Here is a 20,630-nt window from a genome sequence, read left to right as displayed (position 1 = left end):
TTCTGACTGAGTTCGGGGTGTCTGCCGGCACCCCACTCGGGAGGAACCTTGCACCTCCGCACGCGCCCGCACCGCACCGGCCCACACCCGCGCCCGCGCCTCGGCGCCCGCCTGCGCCGCCTCGTCCTGTCCGGCACCGCGCTGCTCGCGGCCGGCGCCCTGGTGCCGCCCGCGGCGGCCGCCCCGGCCGGCCAGGCCGGGCACCTCTCGGCCGGCGGACTGTCCGCGGTCATCCGGTACACCGAGTACGGCATCCCCCACATCCTGGCCGGGAGCTACGCCGACCTCGGCTTCGGCACCGGCTGGGCCCAGGCCGCCGACCAGGTGTGCGTCCTGGCCGACGGCTTCCTGACGGTCCGCGGGGACCGCTCGCGCTGGTTCGGGCCGGACGCCGCGCCCGACGGCTCGCTGTCCTCCGCCGCCGGCAACCTCTCCAGCGACCTGTACTTCCGGGGCGTCCGCGAGGCCGGGACGGTCGAACGGCTGCTGGCCACACCGGCCCCGGCCGGGCCGAGCCGGCAGCTCAAGGAACTGATGCGGGGCTGGGCCGCCGGCTACAACGCCTGGCTGGCCCAGCACGAGATCACCGACCCGGCCTGCGCCGGCGCCGCCTGGGTGACGCCGGTGACGGCGGCCGACGTGGCCGCCCGCGGGTACGCGATCTCCGTGCTGGCCGGACAGGGCCGCGGGATCGACGGGATCACGGGGGCGCAGCCGCCGGGCGAGGGGGCCCGTACCGCCGACGCGCCCGGGCCGGCCGGGGCAGCCGGCTCACCCGACCCGGCCACGGCCGCCGACGCGGCCCGGGAGCTGTTCGACACTGCGCGGGCCGACATGGGGTCCAACGCGGTGGCCTTCGGCGGCGGGACCACGGCGAACGGGCGGGGCCTGCTGCTCGGCAACCCGCACTACCCCTGGCACGGCGGCCGCCGCTTCTGGCAGTCCCAGCAGACGATCCCGGGCGAACTGAACGTCTCGGGCGCCTCCCTGCTCGGCACGGCCACCGTCTCGATCGGCTTCACCGAGAAGGTGGCGTGGAGCCACACCGTGGCCACCGGGGTGCCGATGAACCTGCACCAGCTGACGCTCGACCCGGCCGACCCGACGGTGTACCTGGTCGACGGCGTGCCCGAGCGGATGACCCGGCGGACCGTGACCGTGCCGGTCAGGGGCGGCGAGCCGGTCACGCGCAGCCAGTGGTGGACGCGGTACGGGCCGGTCGTGACCGGTCTCGGGGCCTCGCTGCCGCTGCCCTGGACGCGCGGCACGGCGTACGCGCTGAACGACCCCAACGCGGTCAACCTGCGCGGCTCCGACACCGCCCTGGGCCTGGCGCGCGCCCGCTCCGTGGACGGGGTCCGGGACGCCCTGCGGCGGACCCAGGGGCTGCCGTGGGTGAACACGGTGGCCGCCGACTCCGCCGGCGGCACCTACTTCGGCCAGGCGCAGGTGCTCCCCCGGGTCACGGACGAGCTGGCGGCGGCCTGTCTGACGCCGCTGGGGCGGGCGACGTACCCGGCGTCCGGGCTGGCGGTGCTGGACGGGGCGCGGTCGGCGTGCGCGCTCGGCTCGGACGCCGACGCGGTCCAGCCGGGGGTGTTCGGTCCGGGCCGGGTGCCGACGCTGGCGGGTGTGCCGTACGTGGAGAACTCCAACGACAGCGCGTGGCTGGCCAACGCGGACCGGCCGCTGACGGGGTACGAGCGGATCTGGGGCACGGTCGGCACGCCCCGCTCGCTGCGCACCCGCGGGGCGGTCGAGGACGTGGCGGCGATGGCGGCGCGCGGCTCGCTGACGGTGGGTGACCTGACGCGGCAGCAGTTCGCGAACCGGGCGCCGGCCGGGGACCTGGCGGCCGGCGAGGCGGCGAGGGCGTGCGCGGAGCTGCCGGGCGGTACGGCCGTGGGCAGCGACGGGGCGGTCGTGGACGTGTCGGCGGCGTGCGGGGTGCTGGGGGCGTGGGACCGGACGGCGGACACCGGGAGCCGGGGGGCGCTGCTCTTCGACCGGTTCTGGCGGCGGCTCACGGCGGCGGTGCCGGCGAAGGACCTGTGGCGGGTGCCGTTCTCGGCGGCGGACCCGGTCCGTACGCCGCGGGAGCCGAACACGGCGGTGCCGGGGTTCGGGCGGGCGCTGGCGGACGCGGTCGCGGAGCTGCGGGCGGCGGGGATCGCGCTGGACGCCCCGCTGGGCGAGCACCAGTTCGTGGTGCGGAACGGGCGGCGGATCCCGGTGTCCGGCGGCACGGAGGCGCTGGGCGTGTGGAACAAGATCGAGGCGCCCTGGCAGGCCGCGGCGGGCGGGTACGCCGAGGTGGTGCACGGGTCCAGCCACATCCAGGCGGTGGGCTGGGACGGCGGGCGGTGCCCGGTGGCCCGCACGCTGCTGACGTACGCGCAGTCCTCGAACCCGTACTCCCCGCACTACGGCGACCAGACGCGGCTGTTCTCCGGAGAGCGGTGGGTGACGGCGCGGTTCTGCGAGCGGGACGTCCTGCGGTCTCCGGCGCTGCGGGTGGTGTGGGCGCGGGAGCGGCGGTGAGCGGGGCCGGTCCGCGACCGGGCCCGGACGTCGCCCGGTGACATTGCCCTGTGACATTGCCCGGTGACATGTGACGGTGCCGTGGCACCCCTCGGCGGGGGCCACGGCACCGTTGCGTGCGGGGCCGGGCGGGGCGGCCGGGTCAGGGGCTGACGGCGAGGAACAGGTAGGCCGCCAGGATGACCAGGTGGACCCCGCCCTGGAGGAGGGTGGCGCGGCCCGGGACGACGGTGAGTGCCCCGACGACCACGGTGAGGGCGAGGAGCACCATGTGGGTGGGGCCGAGCCCCAGGACCAGCGGGCCGGAGAGCCAGATCGAGGCCAGGCCGATGGCCGGGATGGTGAGGCCGATGGAGGCGATGGCCGAGCCGTAGCCGAGGTTGATGCTGGTCTGCACCCGGTCGCGGCGGGCGGCCCGTACGGCCGCGAGGGTCTCGGGCATCAGCACGAGCAGGGCGATGATCACGCCGACGACGGCCTGCGGCAGACCGGCGTCGGCGACGACCGACTCGATGGTCGGCGAGACGGCCTTGGCGTCGCCGACCACCGCGACGAGCGCGACGACGAGCAGGCCGAGGCTGATCAGGGCGGCGCGGGCGGTGGGCGGTTCGGCGTGGTCCTGCTCGTCGCCGCGGTCGGACTCGGTGGCCACCGGCAGGAAGTAGTCCCGGTGGCGGACGGTCTGGACGGCGACGAAGAGCCCGTACAGGGAGATGGAGGCCACGCCCGCGAAGGCGAGCTGGGCCGTGGAGAACTCGGGGCCCGGCTTGCTCGTGGTGAAGGTCGGCAGCACCAGGCTGAGGGTGGCCAGGGTGGCGACGGTGGCGAGCGCGGCGCCGGAGCCCTCGGCGTTGAAGACGGCGACGCGGTTGCGGAGGGCGCCGACGAGCAGGGACAGGCCGACGATGCCGTTGCAGGTGATCATCACGGCGGCGAAGACGGTGTCGCGGGCGAGCGTGGCGGTCTTGTCGCCGCCGTCGGCCATCAGGGTGACGATGAGGGCGACTTCGATGACGGTGACCGCGACGGCCAGGACGAGCGAGCCGAAGGGTTCGCCGACCCGGTGCGCCACGACCTCGGCGTGGTGGACCGCGGCGAGGACGGCGCCCGCCAGGCAGAGGGCGACCGCCGTCACGGCCACCCCGGGCAGGTCCCGCCCCCAGCTGAGGATCAGCGCCACGAGGGCGAGGAGCGGGACCACGACGGTCCAGTCGGTGGCGGGTGACCTGCGTGTTGCCGTACTCATACGGGCCACGCTGTCACGGTTGATGGTGGAATGTCACATCACGCACGCCTGATGGTATGTCACATGGCGCGCTCGTGGCCCTCCCAGTACGGGTCGCGCAGGCGGCGCTTGTAGAGCTTGCCGTTGGGGTCCCGGGGCATGGTCCCGATGAAGTCCACGGACTTGGGGCGCTTGTAGCCGGCCAGCCGGCGTTCGCAGTGCGCGAGGATCTCCGCGGCCAGCGCCTCGCCCGGCTGGAAGCCCTCGGCGGGTTCGACGACGGCCTTGACCTCCTCGCCCCAGTCCGCGTGGGGGATGCCGAAGGCGGCGGCGTCGGCGACGGCCGGATGGGTGAGCAGCTCGGACTCGATCTCGGCCGGGTAGATGTTGACCCCGCCCGAGATGATCATGTCGATCTTGCGGTCGCGCAGGAAGAGGTAGCCGTCCTCGTCGAGCAGGCCGAGGTCGCCGACGGTGAAGAAGTCGCCGATGCGGTTCTTCCGCGTCTTGCCCTCGTCCTTGTGGTAGCTGAAGCCGCCGGTGCTCATCTTCATGTAGACGGTGCCGAGTTCGCCCGGGGGCAGCCGGTTGCCGTCGTCGTCGTAGACGGCCAGCTCGCTGATGGGCCAGGCCTTGCCGACGGTGCCGGGCTTCTTGAGCCAGTCCTCGGCGGTGGCGAAGGCGCCGCCGCCCTCGCTGGCGGCGTAGTACTCCTCGACGCAGCTCCCCCACCAGTCGATCATCGCCCGCTTGACGTGGTCCGGGCAGGGTGCGGCGCCGTGGATGGCGTGCCGCATGGCGGAGACGTCGTACGCGTCCCTGGTCGCCTGCGGGAGGGCGAGCAGCCGGTGGAACTGGGTGGGCACCATGTGGGTGTGCGTGCACCGGTGGCGGTCCATCAGGCGCAGCATCTCCTCGGGGGTCCACTTGTCCATCAGGACCAGGGGGTGCCCGATGTGCAGCGAGGCACCGGCGAACTGGAGGACCGCCGTGTGGTAGAGCGGCGAGCAGACCAGGTGGACGTTGTCGTCGAAGGGCCGGATGCCGAAGATGCCGAGGAAGCCGCCGAGGTAGGTCTCCTCGGGGAGCTTGCCCTGGAGGGGGCGGCGGATGCCGCGGGGGCGGCCGGTGGTACCGGAGGTGTAGTTCATCACCCAGCCGAGGGTGCGGCCGTCCGGCGCGGACTCGGGCTGTCCGTCGAGGAGTTCGGCGTACGGGCGGAAGCCGGGTACGTCGCCGACGGCGTACCGGTGGCTGCCGGGCAGCCCGGCCTCGTCGGCCGCGGCGGTGGCGGCCGGGCCGAACCGCTCGTGGGCGATGAGCACCTTGGCGCCGGAGTCGGCGACGATCCAGGCGATCTCCGGCCCGACCAGGTGGTGGTTGACGGGGACCAGGTAGAAGCCGGCCTGGGAGGCGGCGAGGTAGGCGGTGAAGAACTCGACGCCGTTGGGGAGGACGACGGCGAAGGAGTCGCCGCGTTCCATGCCGGCGGCGCGCAGGCCGTGGGTGAGGCGGTTGACGGCGGCGTGGAGGCGTCCGGCGGTCCACTCCTCGCCGTCGGGGGTGACGAGGACGGTGCGGCCGGGGTCTGCGGCGGCCTGGGCCCAGAATCCGTTGGGTGGCTGAGTGGCGGGGGCGGTCATGGTGGCGCGCTCCTCAGGCTCGTCCGGCGATGCGGTTGATGTGGTCGATGGCCTTCTCGAAGCCGCGGGTGAGGTCGTCGAAGACGGCCTGGACGCTGCGTTCGGTGTTCATGCGGCCGACGATCTGACCGACGGGGGTGCCGAGCAGGGGCTCGACCTCGTACTTCTGGATGCGGGAGACGGCCTCGGCGACGAGCAGGCCCTGGAGGGGCATGGGCAGGGCGCCGGGCCCGTCCGGGTCGTCCCAGGCGTCGGTCCACTCGGTGCGCAGTTGGCGGGCGGGTTTGCCGGTGAGGGCGCGGGAGCGGACGGTGTCGCCGGAGCCGGCGGCGAGCAGCTTCTCGGTGAGGGCCCGGGAGTGGAGGTCGGCCTCGGTGGTGGTGAGCCAGAGGGAGCCGAGCCAGGCGCCCTGGGCGCCGAGGGCGAGTCCGGCGGCGATCTGTTCGCCGCTGCCTATGCCGCCGGCGGCGAGCACGGGGAGCGGGGCGACGGCTTCGGCGATCTCGGGTACGAGGACCATGGAGGCGATCTCGCCGGTGTGGCCGCCGGCTTCGTAGCCCTGGGCGACGACGACGTCGATGCCGGCCTCGGCGTGGCGGCGGGCGTGTTTGGCGCTGCCGGCGAGGGCGGCGACGAGGACGCCGTGGTCGTGGGCGCGCCGGATGACGTCGGCGGGCGGGGAGCCGAGGGCGTTGGCGAGGAGTTTGATGGGGTAGTCGAAGGCGACGTCGAGCTGGTTGCGGGCGACCTGTTCCATCCAGCCGGTGATGCGCCAGCCGGAGGCCTCGCCCTCGGCGAGTTCGGGGACGCCGTGTTTGGCGAGGGTCTCGCGGACGAAGGCGCGGTGGCCTTCGGGGATCATCGCCTCGATGTCGGCTTCGCTGATGCCGTCGACGGCCTTCTTGGCGGGCATGACGACGTCGAGGCCGTAGGGCTTGCCGCCGGTGTGGTCCTGCATCCAGTCGAGGTCGCGGGCGAGGTCGTCGGGGGCGGTGTAGCGGACCGCGCCGAGGACCCCGAAGCCGCCCGCGCGGGTGATGGCGGCGGCGACCGCCGGGAAGGGCGTGAAGCCGAAGATGGCGTGCTCGACTCCCAGTGTGGTGCTCAGCTCCGTCTTCATGGGCGGCAGGATGCCGCAGGGCGGCGGCCGAGGGAAGAGATTTTCTGATACTGTGTCAGATTCTTTGCGGCCCGGTCGGGGCGGGCCCGGCGCGGAGGGCGGGCAGATACTGGGGGAGGCTGCGCGGCGGACGAGGAGGACCGGCATGGGTGTGGACACGGGGGCGTCCGGAGGGCCCGGTTCCGGCGGTGACGGGGACGGTCGCGGTGGCGCCGGCCACGGCGTGAGCCGGCGGGCGCTGGGCGGGCGGCTGCTGGCGCTGGGCGGGCTGCTGGCCCTCCAGTCGCTGCCGGGCACGGCGTCGGCGCGGTGGCGGGGCGGGGCGGGCCGGCGCAGCCTGCGCTACGGCTCGGCGCACGAGGCCGGACTGCTGGAGCCTTATCTGGAGCGGGCGTCGGAGGAGGCGCGGAGGTTCCTCGGTCCCTCGCCCGAGCGGCCCTGGTACGCGGGTGCCGTGGTCCTCGCGGGGCGGGGCCGGACGGTGGCGCTGCACGAGGCGGTCGGGGACGCGCTGCGGTACGGGGACTACGACGGGCGGGCCGACACCGCGCGCGAACTGCCGTACCAGGACCGGATCGCGATGACCCGGGACACGGTCTTCGACCTGGCCTCGCTGACGAAGCTGTTCACCTCGGTGCTGGCGGTGCAGCAGATCGAGCGCGGGGCGCTGGGCCTGGAGGCGCCGGTGGTGGAGCATCTGCCGGAGTTCTGCGGACCGGAGGCGGCCGGGAGCGGCAAGGAGCGGATCACGGTCCGCCAGCTGCTGACCCACACCTCGGGGCTGCGGTCGTGGGTGCCCTTCTACCGGGAGACGACGCCCGAGGGGCGGCTGGGGCTGCTGTGGGCGGTACGGCCGCAGGACCCTCCGGGCAGCGTCTACCGCTACTCGGACCTGAACCTGATCGCCCTCCAGCTGCTGCTGGAGCGGGTCACCGGGCGCCCGCTGGACGTGCAGCTCCGCAGGGAGATCACGGCGCCGCTCGGGATGCGGCGCACCAGGTTCCGTCCGCCGCAGTCGTGGCGGCCGCTGACGGCGGCCACGGAGGTGGCGCGGCCGCCGTGGTCGGGGCTCGACCGGGGGCTGGTGTGGGGCGAGGTGCACGACGAGAACGCCCATGTCCTGGGGGGCGTGGCCGGGCACGCAGGGGTCTTCGGCACCGCGTGGGACCTGGCGGTGCTGGCCCGGGCGCTGCTCGACGGCGGGACATACGACGGCACGCGGATCCTGTCGGCCGCCTCCGTGGAGCTGCTGTTCACCGACTTCAACACCGCCTTCCCCGGGGACGACCACGGGCTGGGCTTCGAGCTCTACCAGCACTGGTACATGGGGGCGATGGCCACGCCCCACGCGGCCGGGCACACCGGGTTCACCGGCACCTCCATGGTGCTGGACCCGTCGACGGACAGCTTCCTGATCCTGCTGGGCAACTCCGTGCACCCGGTGCGGACCTGGCGGGCCGGCAGCGCGCCGCGGGTGGCGGTGGCGAACCAGGTGGCGCGGGCGGTGCCGGTGCGCACCCGGCACGGCGGGCCGGCGTGGTTCTCCGGCATGGCGACGGGCGGCACCGGGACGCTGGAGCTGCCGCCGCTCGCGCTGCCGGCGGGAGCGGCGGGCGCGGGCGACGGGGGCGCGGGGGCCGTGGCGGGCGACGGGGGCGCGGGGGCCGTGGCGGGCGTGCAATTGCAATGTGACCTGTGGTGGGACACCGTCCCGCGTGACGGCTCCTGCCTCCTGGAGGCCTCGGCCGACGGCGGCCGGAGCTGGGCGCCCGTCCCGTTCAGCACCTCCCCCGCCGCCGGCGGCGGCCGCCAGGCCTGGCCCGAGGGCCGGGTCGACGGCTGGTCCGGCCGCGTCTGGCACCGGCTGACCGCCCCGCTGGACACCTGGGCGGGGCGCGAACTGCTGCTGCGCTTCCGCCACTCCGCCGAAGGACGGTACGTGGGCCGCGGGGTGTACGTGGACGCCCTCCGCGTCCGCGCGGGCGACCGTACCCTCTTCGCCGAGGACCGGCCGGCCGACGCAGCGCGGATCCGGGCCACCGGCTGGACGCGTTCGGCCGACTGAGCGGCCGGCGGCGTGCCGCCGCCCCCGCGGCCCGGCCCGGACCGGCACCCGGCCCGAGACTGTTCGGCACCGTAACCCGGACGCGGGAGGGGGAAGGTGGACACGACGAGGCCGACGGCCGGGCTGGCCCCGCTGCTGGCGCTGCTCACCGTCGCCACGGGCATCGTGGAGGCGGCGAGCCTGCTCGGGTGCGGGCCGGTGTTCACCGGCATGCAGACGGGCAACGTGCTCTTCCTCGCCTTCGGCACCATCGGCGAGGGCGGCCTGTCGGTCGTCGCGCCCGCCACCTCGCTCGGCGCCTTCGTCTTCGGGGCGGTCCTCGCCGCGCGCGTGGAGTGGCGCCTGGAGGCCCACCGGCTGCGGTGGCTGATCATCGCGATGCTGACCGAGGCCGTCCTGGTGGCGGCCGCCGCGGCCATCGCCTGGGACCTGGAACCCGTACGGTCGGCCCCCTCGGGCCGTCACCTGGCCGCCATCGCCGTCCTGTCGGCCGCCATGGGGCTGCGCAACGTCACCGCGATGCGCGTCGCGGTGCCGGGGATGCCGACCACGCTCGTGACCCGCGCGATGACCGGCTTCCTCAGCGGCTCCCTCATCGGACGCGACCCGAGCTTCGGCACGGCGCGGGCCGCCGCCCGGCGCGCCCTCTCGGTCGCGTCGATGTTCGCGGGCGGGGTGGCCGGCGCGGCCTTCGTCCGCGCCGGCTTCCCCCTGCACGTCCCGCTGCTCACCGCGTCGTCCCTGGCCCTCCTGGCCGGGCTGGCGGGCCTGCGCGTGCCCCGGGTGTACACGCGCTGACGGGCGTACGGAGACCAGGTGGCGTCCGTACGCCGGCAGGGCCCGGCACCCCGGGTGCTCAGCCGTCCGCGCGGCGCCCGGTGACCGAGGCGAACCCCAGCCAGGTGTGCCGGTTGCCCCACCAGCACCAGCCGACCTTGGGGGCGTCGCGGCGCTCGCGGCCGTCGCGGCCCGTGCCGTTGCTGATCCAGATCGCCGGAGTACGGGCGTCCGGCTTCCCGTTCGGCTTGCGCAGGCGCGAGCCGATGGTCATGAAGCAGAGGTTGCGGTCCAGCACCGCGGGCTGCTGGAGCACCCAGTGGAGGCCCTCGGTGAGCACCATCGGCGTGCGGTCCTCCCCGGCGAGGGCGGGCAGCGCCTCCTCAGGGCTCCAGTTGGCCATCCGGTCGCCGCGGTCGACGCCGGTGACCAGGTAGAGCGGGGCGTCGGGCAGCTCGACTCCGTACGGGGCGAAGTCGTCGACGTCGGTCATGTCGACGACCACGAACCCCGGCCTGCCGTCGCGGCGCAGCAGCGGGGCGAGGGCCGAGGCGGGCACGCGGTCGGGGTGGACGGCCAGCAGTACGCCCTCCGCGGCGCCCTCCCCGGCGCCCTCCGCGGCGGCGGCGAAGGCCCGTACGTCCTCGGCGGTCAGGCCGGCCGACTCGGCCACTCCCAGCTGGATCAGACGCTCCGCCTGGGCGGTCGGCGACGGCAGGGCGGCGGCGGACGGCAGGGCGGCGGTGACGTCGGCGGACGCGGTGTCGGGCACGGCACTCCTCGGTTCTCGGCGCGGAACTGCGGGACCGGCACAACGACCGGGGACGCGTGGTCGTTCCCGGCGGCGCGCGGCGGTTTCCCGGTGCCGCGGCCGGCGGCCCGGCGCCGCCCCCTCCGCTCCGCTGCGCGGCACGGTCAGCGGCCGAGGGCCGCCATCGCGGCGTTGTGGCCGGGGATGCCGCTCACGCCGCCGCCGCGCGGGGCGCCCGCGCCGCAGAGGAAGACGTTGGGGTGGGCGGTGCCGACGCCCCAGGGGCCGGTGCCCTCGGCCGCCTCCGCATAGGGGAAGGCCAGGTCGCGGTGGAAGATGTGGCCGCCGGGGAGGCGCAGTTCGTGCTCCAGGTCCAGCGGGGTCTTGGCCTCGATGCAGGGCCGGCCCTCGGCGTCGACGGCCAGGCAGTCGGCGAGGGGCTCGTCGAGGTGGGCGTCGAGTTGCGCGAGGGTGGCGGCGAGGAGCCGGTCGCGGGCGCCGTCGTTGTCCTTCTCGAACAGCCGGGCCGGGGCGTGGAGTCCGAACAGGGTGAGGGTCTGGTACCCCTGCGCGACCAGCTCCGGCCCGAGGATGGTCGGGTCGGTGAGCGAGTGGCAGTAGATCTCGGAGGGCGGGGCGGCGGGCAGCTCGCCCGCGGCCGCCTGGGCGTGGGCGGCCGCGAGTTCGCGGTAGCCCTCGGCGATGTGGAAGGTGCCGGCGAAGGCCTCCCGGGGGTCGGCCTGCCGGTCGCGGAGCCGCGGCAGCCGGCGCAGCAGCATGTTCACCTTGAGCTGGGCGCCCTCGGCGGGCGCCGGCCGGTCCTCGCCGAGCAGCCGGGCCAGGGCCTGGGGCGAGGCGTTGACCAGGACCTGGCGGGCGGCGACCTGCCCCTCGCCGTGCTCGGTGCGGTACACCACGCCGGCGTCGGCGGCGCCGTCGGTGTCGATGCGCAGGGCCTCGTGCCCGGTGACGATCTCGGCGCCGGCGGCCCGGGCGGCCCCGGCGAGGGCGGCGGTGAGGGCGCCCATGCCGCCGACCGGGACGTCCCAGTCGCCCGTGCCGCCGCCGATGACGTGGTAGAGGAAGCAGCGGTTCTGGAGCAGGGACGGGTCGTGGGCGTCGGCGAACGTGCCGATCAGGCCGTCGGTGAGGACGACCCCGCGGACCAGGTCGTCGCTGAAGTGCTCTTCGACGGCCCGGCCGAGGGGCTCCTCGAACAGCATCCGCCAGGCGTCGTCGTCGGCCACGCGGGCGCGCAGTTCGGCGCGGCCGGGCAGCGGCTCGGTGAGGGTGGGGAAGACCCGCTCGGCGACCCGCCGGGTGGTGTCGTAGAAGGCGCGCCACCGCTCGTACTCGCGGTCGGACCCGGTGAGGGCGGCGAAGGAGCGGCGGGTGCGCTCCTCGCCGCCGCCGACCAGCAGGCCGGTGGGCGTGCCGTCGCGGGTGACCGGGGTGTAGGAGGACACGGTGCGCTTGCGGACCGCGAAGGAGAGGCCGAGGTCGGTGACGATCTTCCGGGGCAGCAGGGAGACCAGGTAGGAGTAGCGGGAGAGGCGGGCGTCGACACCGGCGAAGGGACGGGTGGAGACGGCGGCCCCGCCGGTGTGGCCGAGACGTTCGAGTACGAGGACGGAACGTCCGGCCCGGGCCAGGTAGGCGGCGGCCACCAGGCCGTTGTGCCCGCCCCCGACGATCACGGCGTCGTACACGTCCTTGGCGGGCCTGCGGAATTCGGCGCGTGCGGTCATGGCCCTTCGTAACACGGGCCGATCACCGGGGGCCAGAGGGCGTGCGCGCCGTTGCGGGCGGGCGCGCCCGGCGCCGGCGGGCGCGGGGACGCTCCCGCCGGAGACGCGGTCAGGCGCCCACCGGGGGGAGGGGGCTGCCGTAGGCGAGGCCCTGGCCTCGGAGGGCGGCCACGCGGCGGTAGAGGTCGGCGGCTTCCGGGGCGCGGGAGAGGCGTTCCAGGCAGTGGGCCTGGTCGCTGAGGGCGGCGAGGGTGTCGGGGTGGTCGGCGCCCAGGGTGTGCTCGCGGGTGCGGGCGACCTCCTCGTACGCGGAGAGGGCCTCGGCCCAGCGGCCCAGCCAGCCCAGGGCGACGGCGACCTCCCGGCGGCTGACCAGGCTGTCGGGGTGGCCGGGGCCGAGGACCGCGGTCCGCAGCGCGGCGACCTCGCGGGCCTCGGCCAGGGCCTCGTCCCAGCGGGCCAGCCGGCCGAGGTTGACGCCGAGGCCGTGCCGGGCGCGGAGGGTTTCGGGGTCCTGGGCGCCGTACGCGCGGGTGCGGTCGGCGACCAGGTCCCGGTAGAGGTCGAGTGCCTCGGCACTGCGGCCGAGCCGGCCGAGGCTGATGCCGATCTCGTAGCGGGTGGCGAGGGTGTCGGGGTGGTCGCGGCCGAGGGTGCGCTCGCGGGCGGCGGCGACGTCGCGGTACACGGCGAGCGCCTCGCCCCAGCGGCCGAGCTGGCCGAGGGCGTAGCCGGCCTCGTAGCGGGTGACGAGCGTGTCGGGGTGGTCGGCGCCGAGCACCCGGCCGCGGGCCGCGGCCACGTCGTGGACCAGCCGGTACGCGTCCTCCAGGCGCCCGAGCCGGGACAGCGTGAAGGCCAGGTTGTGGCGACAGCGCAGGGTGTCGGGGTGGTCGGGGCCCATCACGCGGTCGCGGGCTTCCAGGACGTCGGTGTACAGCTCGTGGGCCTCCTGGTGGCGGCCGAGCCGGCCGAGGACGAACGCCATCTCCTGGCGGGCGGCCAGGGTGTCGGGGTGCTCGGGGCCGAGGACCCGGCGGCGGCCCTCGGCGACCTTGCCGTACTCGATGAGGGCGTCGCCTGCCCGGCCGGTGCGGCCGAGGGTGAAGGCGACCTCGTAGCGGCTGGCGAGGGTGTCGGGGTGCTCGGGGCCGAGGGCGGCGGCGCGGTCCGCCGCGACGGACCGGTGCACCTCCCCCGCCTCGGCCCAGCGGCCGAGGCGTCCGAGGCTGATGGCCGTGCCGTGGCGGCTTTCCAGGGCGGCGAGCAGGCCGGGGTCGGGTGCGGCCGCGGCCGGTCCGGGCGTGGCCGGTCCGGGCGTGGCCGGTCCGGGCGTGGGCGCGGTGCGGGGGCCGGGGACGCGGGGGTCGCCGGGCGCGGTGCCGGAGGGCGACGCGGCGTGGACGCCGGAGGGCGACGCGGCGTGGACGCCGGAGGGGGTGCCGGCGGAGGGGCCCGTGCCGGTGGTGGCCGGGGCTGCCGGGGCGGTCCCCGCGCCGGGCCAGGCGGGGGCCACGGTCCAGGCGCCGGTGAGGGCGTCGGCGCTCCAGCCGCCCGACTCGTGCGCCGGCAGCACGGCCTTGGGGCCGGTGTGCATGCCGTGGGTCCAGCCGGGGAGCGGCGGCTCCTGCCCGGGGGCGGGTGCGCCGGTCCCCACGGCTGCGTCGGCCCGTACCGGTACGTGGCCGGATGCCGGTGCGACGGTCGGCGCGGCCGTGGCGCCGGGGACGGGAACGCCCGCGGTGTGGGCCGGGGGCGGCAGGGTGGCGGCCGGGAGTCCGGCGGCCGCGCGGCGGGCCGCGGCGATGCGGTGGTGCAGGCGGCGGGCGTCGGCCGGCCGGTCCTCGGGGCATTTGGCGAGGAGGTCGAGGACGACCTCCTCGAAGAAGGCGGGGAGCTCCGCCCGGTGGGCGCGCGGCGGCACGGGCGGGGTGTCGCGGTGTCCGACCAGGATCGACCAGGAGTCGCCGAGGTCGAACGGCGGGGCGCCGGTCGCGATCTCGTACAGCACGCAGCCGAGGGAGTAGAGGTCGCTGCGGTGGTCGACCTCGTTGCCGGCGATCTGCTCCGGGGACATGTAGTGCGGGGTGCCCATGGCCATGCCGCCGCCGGTGAGCTTGGCGGTGAAGCCGATGTCGTGGGCGAGCCGTGCGATGCCGAAGTCGCAGATCTTCACGGTGCCGTCGCTGAGCCGCATGATGTTGGCCGGCTTGAGGTCGCGGTGGACGATGCCCTGCTCGTGCGTGTACGCGAGGGCCGCGGCGACCTGCTCCGCGATGTCCACGACCTCCTCCACGGGGAGCGGCCGGCCTTCGCCGCTCTCCATCAGCTGGCTGAGGTTGCGGCCGTCGAGGAGTTCCATGACGAGGTAGAGCAGGCCGCCGGCGGCGCTGTCGTCGCCGAAGTCGTGGACGACGGTCACGCCGCGGTGCTGGAGGGACGCGGCGACCCGGGCCTCGCGGCGGAAGCGCTCGCGCAGGACCTGGGTGAAGTGCGCGTCGTGGTCGGGCCCGAGCGGCTTGAGGCACTTGACGGCGACCTGCCGGCCCAGCGACTCGTCGCGCGCCCGCCAGACCTCCCCCATGCCCCCGCGCCCGATCAGGTCGAGCGGCCGGTAACGGCCCTGGATCAGTCTCTTCTCCGCAGACTCCGCCATCTCGTGTAGCCGCCCCCGTTGTCGTGCTGTGCCCTCCCCGGCCCGTCCAGTATGGCCGCCGCTCTTCGCAGTGTGTACGGCGAGGGACGCGTGGCGGGACCCAGGCGCGCCATTGCCTTCAAGATGTGACCTGGGGGGAGCTGCCAGCGCAGACGTGCGGGGACGGCGCGCAGCAGGAGCGCGGTGAGGCGCAGGCGCCGGGTGACGGTGCGGGCACCGGGCGCGGTCCGCCCGTACAGGCGGTGGGCGTACGGGGGCAGGCTGGCGTACGCGAGGGCGGCGAGCGGCCGCCAGACCAGGGCGCGGGCGGGGGCGAGGAGGGGGTGGACGGGCGGGTGGCGGAGGAAGGCGTCGACGTCGCGGGCGTCGGGTCCGGCGGCGAGGTCGGGGAGCACCTTCTCGAAGTACGCGGCGAGCTGGGAGGTGTCGGCCGGGACGTCGGCGGGGTCGAGGCCGACGAGGCGGGCGTTGACGCGGTTCTCGTCGACGTAGCGGTCGGCCTGGGCGGGGGTGAGGCGGACTCCGGAGCGGCGCAGGACGTGGAGGAAGGAGTCGATCTGGGCGCAGTGCACCCAGAGGAGGAGGTGGGGGTCGTCGATGCGGAACGTCTCGCCGGTGGCCGGGTCGGTGGCGGTGAGCCGGGCGTGGATGCGGCGGACGCGGGCGCCGGCGTCCTCGGCGGCCGGGGTGGTGCCGTAGGTGAGGGTGCCGACGAAGTCGGCGGTGCGGTAGAGGCGTCCCCAGGTGTCGGTGCGGAAGTCGGAGTTGGCGACGACTCCGCGTACGGCGCGGGGGTGCAGGGCCTGGAGGTAGAGGGCGCGCACCCCGGCGAGCCACATGATCGGATCGCCGTGGCACTGCCAGGTGACGGAGCCGGGGCCGTAGAGCCCGGGGTCGGCTTCAGACTCGCGTTCGGGTGCGCTCATTCCCCGTACCTACCCCTCCCGGGCCGGGGCTACTTGCAGAGCAGGCCCGGTCCGGTGCCGGGTTCGAAGGCGAGCGGGGGCTGTCCCGCCGTCTCGAAGACCGCGACCTTGTCGGATTCCAGCTGCACGTAGCCGGGGGTGTAGTCGGCGGTCCAGTCCACGCGGGGGCCCTTCACGTTCGAGTCCAGGTCGGTGCGGATCTGGATGAGGCGCCAGTACCGGCCGGAGAACTTGAGGGTGCTGATGCCGCAGTGGGTGAAGAGGTCGAACCGGTACCAGGTGCCTGGCTTGGCCTGGGCGGGGCCCTGTGCGGGCTTGTCCCGGTCGACCGCGCCCGGCGCGGGAAGCGGGTCCTCGGCGTCGGGCCCGTTGGTTCCGGCTTCGGCGACGGCGGAGCAGCCGGTGAGCGTGAGGGCGGCGGCGAGCACGAGGGGGGCGAGGCGGCGCAGGGGGGTGGTGCGGGAGGTCGTGCGGGGTGTGGGGGTCAGGCGGGTCATGGGGGGCCTTCCGTCCGCTTCCGTGGTGCGGGTGGGACGTGGGGGCGGGCGGATCGGTTCCGGTCGCCCTGTCCGGGCCGGTCAGAGGCGTCTGGTGTCGGCGACGGCGCCGGCCGTGACGGGTGGGGTCTCCGTGTCCTCGGCTCCGTCGGGGCCGTCCGCGCTGAGGACGTCACCCACGACGCAGGTGATGTTGTCGTGCCCTCCGCCGGTCAAGGCCGCTTCCATGAGCATGCGTACCGTGGTCTCGGCCCCTTCGGACTTCGCCAGCAGTTCCCGGATGCGGCGCTGGGAGAGGGCGCCCGTCAGGCCCGACGTGCACAGCAGGTACCGGTCGCCACTCCGCACGGCGAGGGAGGCCGTGTACACCCTGGCGTCCCCGATACCGCACAGGAGCGGTGTCCTGCGCCGGTCCCCCGGGATCCCCTCCTGGTCCCCCTGGGGAGCCGCGGGAATCCCGCCTGCCGGCCACGGCGGCTCGGTGGGGTCGGGGGTGAGCTGGCTGAGGCGGCCGTCCCGCATGCGGAAGGCGGTGCTGCCGCCGGAATGCAGCAGCACCGCGTGCGGTCCGAACCGGTAGAGGGCGGTCACGGTGGTGGCCATGCCGCCGAGTGCGGGGTCCGCGGCGATCATTTCTGCCAGGTTCCTGTCGGCTCGCTTCGCGGCGATGATGAACGCCGAGATCACCGACTCCCGGGTGAGCCCTCGCCTGAGCTCGTGGTCCAGCTCCGCGATGACCTCGGCACTGGCGACCTGGCCCGCCTCCGCGGCGGCCGCTTCCCCGCGTCGGCCGTCGGCCACCGCGAGGAGGCGGGGTCCGGCGTAGGCCGAGTCCTCGTTCCGGTGGCGGTTCCTGCCCGGGTGGCTGCCCACGGCGGAACGGAGGACTTCCCGGAAGGACAGCGGTTCCGGGGGCCGTGGAGCCGGGGTGGCGGGCACGTGGATTCCTTGCCTGGGCCGGGGGCCGGGCACGGGGACGACCCGGCCGGTCGGACGCTCCAGGGCGTGGGACATGTCGGCCGCCGTGGCGTAGCCGTGGCGGCGCGCACGTGCGACGACGGCCGCCAGGTCGCCGGGCACGGTCGCGGGCGTGGCGGGCACGGGGCTGCCGAGCAGGGAGTGGAGCAGCTCGCCCACGGCGGCGACGTCGTCGGTGGGAGAGGCCGGGGACGGCCCGCCGTAGTGGTCGACGATCTTGACGTGGCCGGTGGTGGTGAGGCGCAGGCGGTCGGTCGAGAGGTACCAGCCGGACACGCCCTCGCGGTGGGCGTGCTCCAGTGCCTCCAGGACTTCCAGCGCGGTCCGCACGACGAGGTACGGGTACGAGTGGGGCTGCGTCCACTCGGCGAGGGTGCCGCCGCCGAGGCTCTCCGTGATGAAATACGGGCAGCTGACCCGGGACTGCTTCACCTCGCCCCAGTCGAGCACCACGGCCAGCGAGGGGTGGTTGAGGCGGGCCCGCGCGCGCATCCGGTCGACGAACCTCTCCCGCATGGCGGGGTCGGCGGCCAGGTCCGGCCGCATGACACGGATGGTGACCGGGCGGTCGAACAGGGTGTCCCGTCCGGGGATGTTCTCGGCCTCGCCGTCGCTCCTCTCGGCGGGGCCCGTGACCTCGTACCGGGTGCCGGGAAGCCTGATGCCGTCCGCCGGCGGGCTGTACGCGCGGTTGCGGAACATCCGGAGCTTGCCCACCCCGTTGCGGTCGCGGGTCTGGGGTTCGGGGCGGGAGCGGGAGCGGAGGGCCGTGGTGAGGAGGTCCGTGAGTTCGTCGAGGCGGATCACGGTGGGGCCGTCGGGGACGCCGCCACGGAGGAGGGTGAGGAGTTCGCCGGTGAAAGCGGTGTTGCGTTCGCCGGGCGGGGCGAGGGCTCGGACGGACTCGCCGGCGGCGGCGATCAGGTAGGTGCCCTTGATTTCGGCGCTGTCGGCCAGGGCGGTGGTGGACTCGGCGGCGCTCATCATGCCGAGGGCACGGCCGCCGTAGCAGCAGTCGAGGACGACGATCGTGCGCTCGGCACGGCTGCGGAGCAATGCGCGGCGGACCGAGTCGTACAGGAGGACGGTGTCGTCCTCGCCGGTGCGGGAGCCGGGCAGGCCCAGCCAGAGTCCGCCGCGGTCGGGGTCGATGAGGCCGTGGCCGGAGTAGTAGACGAGCAGTGTGTCGCGGGCCTCGCGCACGGCGGCGCGCAGGGGCACGAGGGCCTGCGTCGACGTTGCCGGGTCACAGGTGACAGTGCAGTGTTCGGCTGCGAGCCCCCACACCGCGGGGTCCCGCAGCTCGGCGGCGAGGTCCTGCACGTTGGCCTTGACGCCGGGCAGAGCTTCGAGGTGGTCGTACTCGCTGACGCCGATGAGCACCGCGCGGGACCGCTCCGGCCACGGCGGTCCGCTCATGCGTCGGTGCGCGTGAGCGCTTCGAGCAGGCGGGCCGCCGCCTCCGGATCCTCCCCCGTCAGCGTGACGGTGACGCCGTCGCGCTCGAACGTGACGGCGGGCGGGCGGGGGCGGGTGGAGCGCCAGGTGACCACGGCGAGGGCGAGGTTGGCGAGGCCGAACCCGGAGTCCATGACGAGCTGGACGTACTCCAGCGGTCCGCCCATGGATCCCGCGGGACCCGGTTCTCCGCCCAGTTCGATGCCGGCCTGGCGCCGGATCTCCGGGTTGTCGAGCAACCACTGGTGGAGCGACCGCAGTTCGTCCTCGGAAGCCCCGTCGGACTGGTCGTCCCCGTGGTTGTCGATGCTGATGCGCATGGTGCCGGTCCCCCGTTTCGCGGTCCCCGTCACCATGGCACAACCTCCGCTCCCCCGCAGCCGGTTCACGGTCCCGGACCGTCGTCCGCGTCCCCGGAAGGAGCCGTGCCGTCCCGCGGTCCTGATGCGGCCCGCCAGGCCTCGTACGCCGCGACGGCCGTGGGGAGGGTGGGGTGGATGCGGTCGGGGCCGACGGCCTCGGTGAGACCGTACGCGTCGAGCAGCAGGCGCAGCTCGTGTTTGACGCGGGCGAGGGCGAACACGACGCCGCGTCCGGCGAGTTCGGAGCGGAGGGCCTCGACGGCGTCGAGGGCGGTGATGTCGGCCTCGATGTTGGCCTCGGTGTTCAGCACGAACCAGCGCACCGGCTCGCCCCGCTCGTCCTGCGCGTCCACGGCGGCCAGGGCGCGCCGGCGGAAGTCCTCGGCGTTGGCGAAGAACAGCGGGGAGTCGTAGCGGTAGACGAGCAGGCCGGGGATGGTGCGGGCGGTCGGGTGGTCGTCGACGTCGTGCATGCCGGCCAGCCCGGGGACGATGCCGAGGACGGCGTCGTGCGGGCGGGCGACCCTGGCGAGCAGGTCGATGACGGACAGGGCGACGGCGACCAGGACGCCGTACAGGATGCCGAGGCCGAGGACGCCGAGGGCGCAGCCGACGGCGAGCAGGAGTTCGCGCCGGCGGAATGCGGCGAGCCGGCGGAACTCGCCGATCTCGACGAGGCGTACGGCGGCGTAGACGACGATCGCGCCGAGGACGGCGGCCGGGGTGTGCGCCAGGAGGGGGCCGAGGAAGAGCAGGACGGCGGCCACGCAGGCGGCGCCGGCGAGGGAGTACGCCTGGGTGCGGGCACCGGCCGAGTCGGCGAGGGCGGTGCGGCTGGCGCTGCTGCTGACGGGGAAGCCGTGCAGCGCTCCGGCGCCCAGGTTGGCCGCGCCGAGGGCGAGCAGCTCCCGGTTGGCGTCGAGGGGGTGGGGGTCGTCCCGGCGGGCGAAGGCCCGGCCGGTCAGGACGACGTCGGTGTAGCCGACGAGGAGGACCCCGACGGCCGGCAGGGCCAGGTCGGCGACGTCCTCCGGAGCTGGCAGGGCGAAGCCGGGCAGGCCGGCCGGGACGGCGCCGATGACGGCGACGCCGTCCGGGCCCTCGTCGAGGCCGAAGGCGGCCACCGCGGCGGTGGCGAGGACGAGGACGAGGAGCGGACCGGGGAGCCCGCGCCGGAGCAGGGGCAGGGTGAACAGCAGGAGCAGGCACCCGGCGGACAGGGCGAGGGTGGCCGGGTGCGCCTCGTCGAGCCGGCCGAGGAACCCGAGCAGCTGGGGGAAGAAGCCGGATCCGCCGCCCTCCGTCCCGGTGAGGCGGGGCAGCTGGTCGACGATCATGATGAAGGCGAGCCCGGTCAGGTAGCCCACGAGGACCGGCCGGGAGAGCAGGTCGGCGAGGAAGCCGAGGCGGACGGCCCAGGCGGCCAGGCAGAGCAGGCCGACGACGACCGCCAGGGCGGCGGCGAGGGCCGCGTAGCGCCCGGGATCGCCGGCGGCCAGGGGGCCCACGGCGACGGCGGTCATGAGGGCGGTGGTGGACTCCGGGCCGACGGACAGCAGCCGGGAGGTGCCGCTCAGGGCGTAGAGGACGAGCGCGGGGAGTGCGGCCCACAGGCCGGCGACGGGCGGCAGGCCCGCCACCGCCGCGTAGGCCATGACCTGGGGGACGAGGTAGGCGGCGACGGTGGTTCCGGCGAGCAGGTCGCCGCGCAGCCAGGCCTTCCGGTAGCCGCGGAAGGCGGGTGGGACGGCGGTGGTCCTGGTCCGTCCGGGCACGGGCATGGCACCTCCGGGGTTCGCGGGCGGGTTCCGGGCGGGGTTCGCGGCCGGACTTCCGGTCGGGGTTCCGGTTGGGGTTCCGGTTGGGGTTCTTGGCCGGATTAC

14 protein-coding genes are annotated in these 20,630 nt (G+C 75.3%); 3 read left to right on the top strand and 11 right to left on the bottom strand.

Annotated elements, in window-relative coordinates; translation table 11 throughout:
• The first annotated feature begins 48 nt into the window (after positions 1–48).
• Positions 49–2,541, top strand: a complete 2,493-nt coding sequence (locus tag ACIF6F_RS06980) for a penicillin acylase family protein (RefSeq protein ID WP_399942383.1) — start codon at positions 49–51, stop codon at positions 2,539–2,541.
• Between the two features lie 142 nt (positions 2,542–2,683).
• Here the strand turns inward: ACIF6F_RS06980 and ACIF6F_RS06975 are convergent, their stop codons facing one another.
• From ACIF6F_RS06975 to ACIF6F_RS06965, 3 genes are read right to left on the bottom strand one after another with little or no spacing between them, the layout of a single operon-like run.
• Positions 2,684–3,787 (bottom strand): calcium:proton antiporter, encoded by a 1,104-nt coding sequence (locus ACIF6F_RS06975; protein ID WP_399942380.1) that lies wholly within the window; start codon positions 3,785–3,787, stop codon positions 2,684–2,686.
• Positions 3,788–3,846: 59 nt separating this feature from the next.
• Positions 3,847–5,409, bottom strand: coding sequence for an acyl-CoA synthetase (locus ACIF6F_RS06970; RefSeq protein WP_399942377.1), 1,563 nt, complete (start codon positions 5,407–5,409; stop codon positions 3,847–3,849).
• Positions 5,410–5,422: 13 nt separating this feature from the next.
• Complete coding sequence (locus ACIF6F_RS06965; protein ID WP_399942374.1) at positions 5,423–6,529, bottom strand: NAD(P)H-dependent flavin oxidoreductase; 1,107 nt, start codon at positions 6,527–6,529, stop codon at positions 5,423–5,425.
• Between the two features lie 145 nt (positions 6,530–6,674).
• Here ACIF6F_RS06965 and ACIF6F_RS06960 point away from each other — a divergent pair, with 145 nt between their 5' ends.
• Together ACIF6F_RS06960 and ACIF6F_RS06955 are read left to right on the top strand one after the other, a co-directional pair.
• On the top strand, positions 6,675–8,594 hold the full coding sequence (locus ACIF6F_RS06960; RefSeq protein ID WP_399942371.1) for a serine hydrolase: 1,920 nt from the start codon (positions 6,675–6,677) through the stop codon (positions 8,592–8,594).
• 96 nt (positions 8,595–8,690) lie between these two features.
• A complete protein-coding gene (locus ACIF6F_RS06955; RefSeq protein ID WP_399942368.1) occupies positions 8,691–9,392 on the top strand; it encodes a YoaK family protein in 702 nt (233 codons plus the stop codon).
• 58 nt (positions 9,393–9,450) lie between these two features.
• On the opposite strand, the gene ACIF6F_RS06950 is transcribed toward ACIF6F_RS06955, so the two are convergent.
• The 8 genes from ACIF6F_RS06950 to ACIF6F_RS06915 form a co-directional block, all read right to left on the bottom strand.
• The gene (locus ACIF6F_RS06950; RefSeq protein WP_399942365.1) at positions 9,451–10,143 is read right to left on the bottom strand and encodes a DUF5701 family protein; all 693 of its coding nucleotides are present in this window, start codon (positions 10,141–10,143) and stop codon (positions 9,451–9,453) included.
• Between the two features lie 143 nt (positions 10,144–10,286).
• The gene (locus tag ACIF6F_RS06945) at positions 10,287–11,870 is read right to left on the bottom strand and encodes a phytoene desaturase family protein (RefSeq protein ID WP_399942362.1); all 1,584 of its coding nucleotides are present in this window, start codon (positions 11,868–11,870) and stop codon (positions 10,287–10,289) included.
• Between the two features lie 109 nt (positions 11,871–11,979).
• Positions 11,980–14,526: a tetratricopeptide repeat protein gene (locus ACIF6F_RS06940; protein ID WP_399942359.1), complete on the bottom strand. Its 2,547-nt coding sequence runs from the start codon at positions 14,524–14,526 to the stop codon at positions 11,980–11,982.
• Positions 14,499–15,452, bottom strand: coding sequence for an oxygenase MpaB family protein (locus tag ACIF6F_RS06935; protein ID WP_399942356.1), 954 nt, complete (start codon positions 15,450–15,452; stop codon positions 14,499–14,501). The genes ACIF6F_RS06940 and ACIF6F_RS06935 overlap by 28 nt, the downstream gene beginning before the upstream one ends.
• Positions 15,453–15,481: 29 nt before the next feature.
• Positions 15,482–15,949, bottom strand: coding sequence for a hypothetical protein (locus ACIF6F_RS06930; RefSeq protein WP_399942353.1), 468 nt, complete (start codon positions 15,947–15,949; stop codon positions 15,482–15,484).
• An 81-nt stretch (positions 15,950–16,030) separates the two neighbouring features.
• Positions 16,031–18,346, bottom strand: coding sequence for a caspase family protein (locus ACIF6F_RS06925; RefSeq protein WP_399942350.1), 2,316 nt, complete (start codon positions 18,344–18,346; stop codon positions 16,031–16,033).
• Positions 18,343–18,705: a hypothetical protein gene (locus tag ACIF6F_RS06920; RefSeq protein ID WP_399942347.1), complete on the bottom strand. Its 363-nt coding sequence runs from the start codon at positions 18,703–18,705 to the stop codon at positions 18,343–18,345. The genes ACIF6F_RS06925 and ACIF6F_RS06920 overlap by 4 nt, the downstream gene beginning before the upstream one ends.
• A 65-nt stretch (positions 18,706–18,770) precedes the next feature.
• On the bottom strand, positions 18,771–20,528 hold the full coding sequence (locus tag ACIF6F_RS06915) for a SulP family inorganic anion transporter (RefSeq protein WP_399942344.1): 1,758 nt from the start codon (positions 20,526–20,528) through the stop codon (positions 18,771–18,773).
• Positions 20,529–20,630: the final 102 nt, after the last annotated feature.

The organism is Streptomyces sp. NPDC086023, from assembly GCF_044540325.1.
In the GTDB taxonomy this organism is placed as follows: Bacteria; Actinomycetota; Actinomycetes; order Streptomycetales; family Streptomycetaceae; genus Streptomyces.
This window is presented reverse-complemented; position numbering and strand designations above follow the sequence as displayed.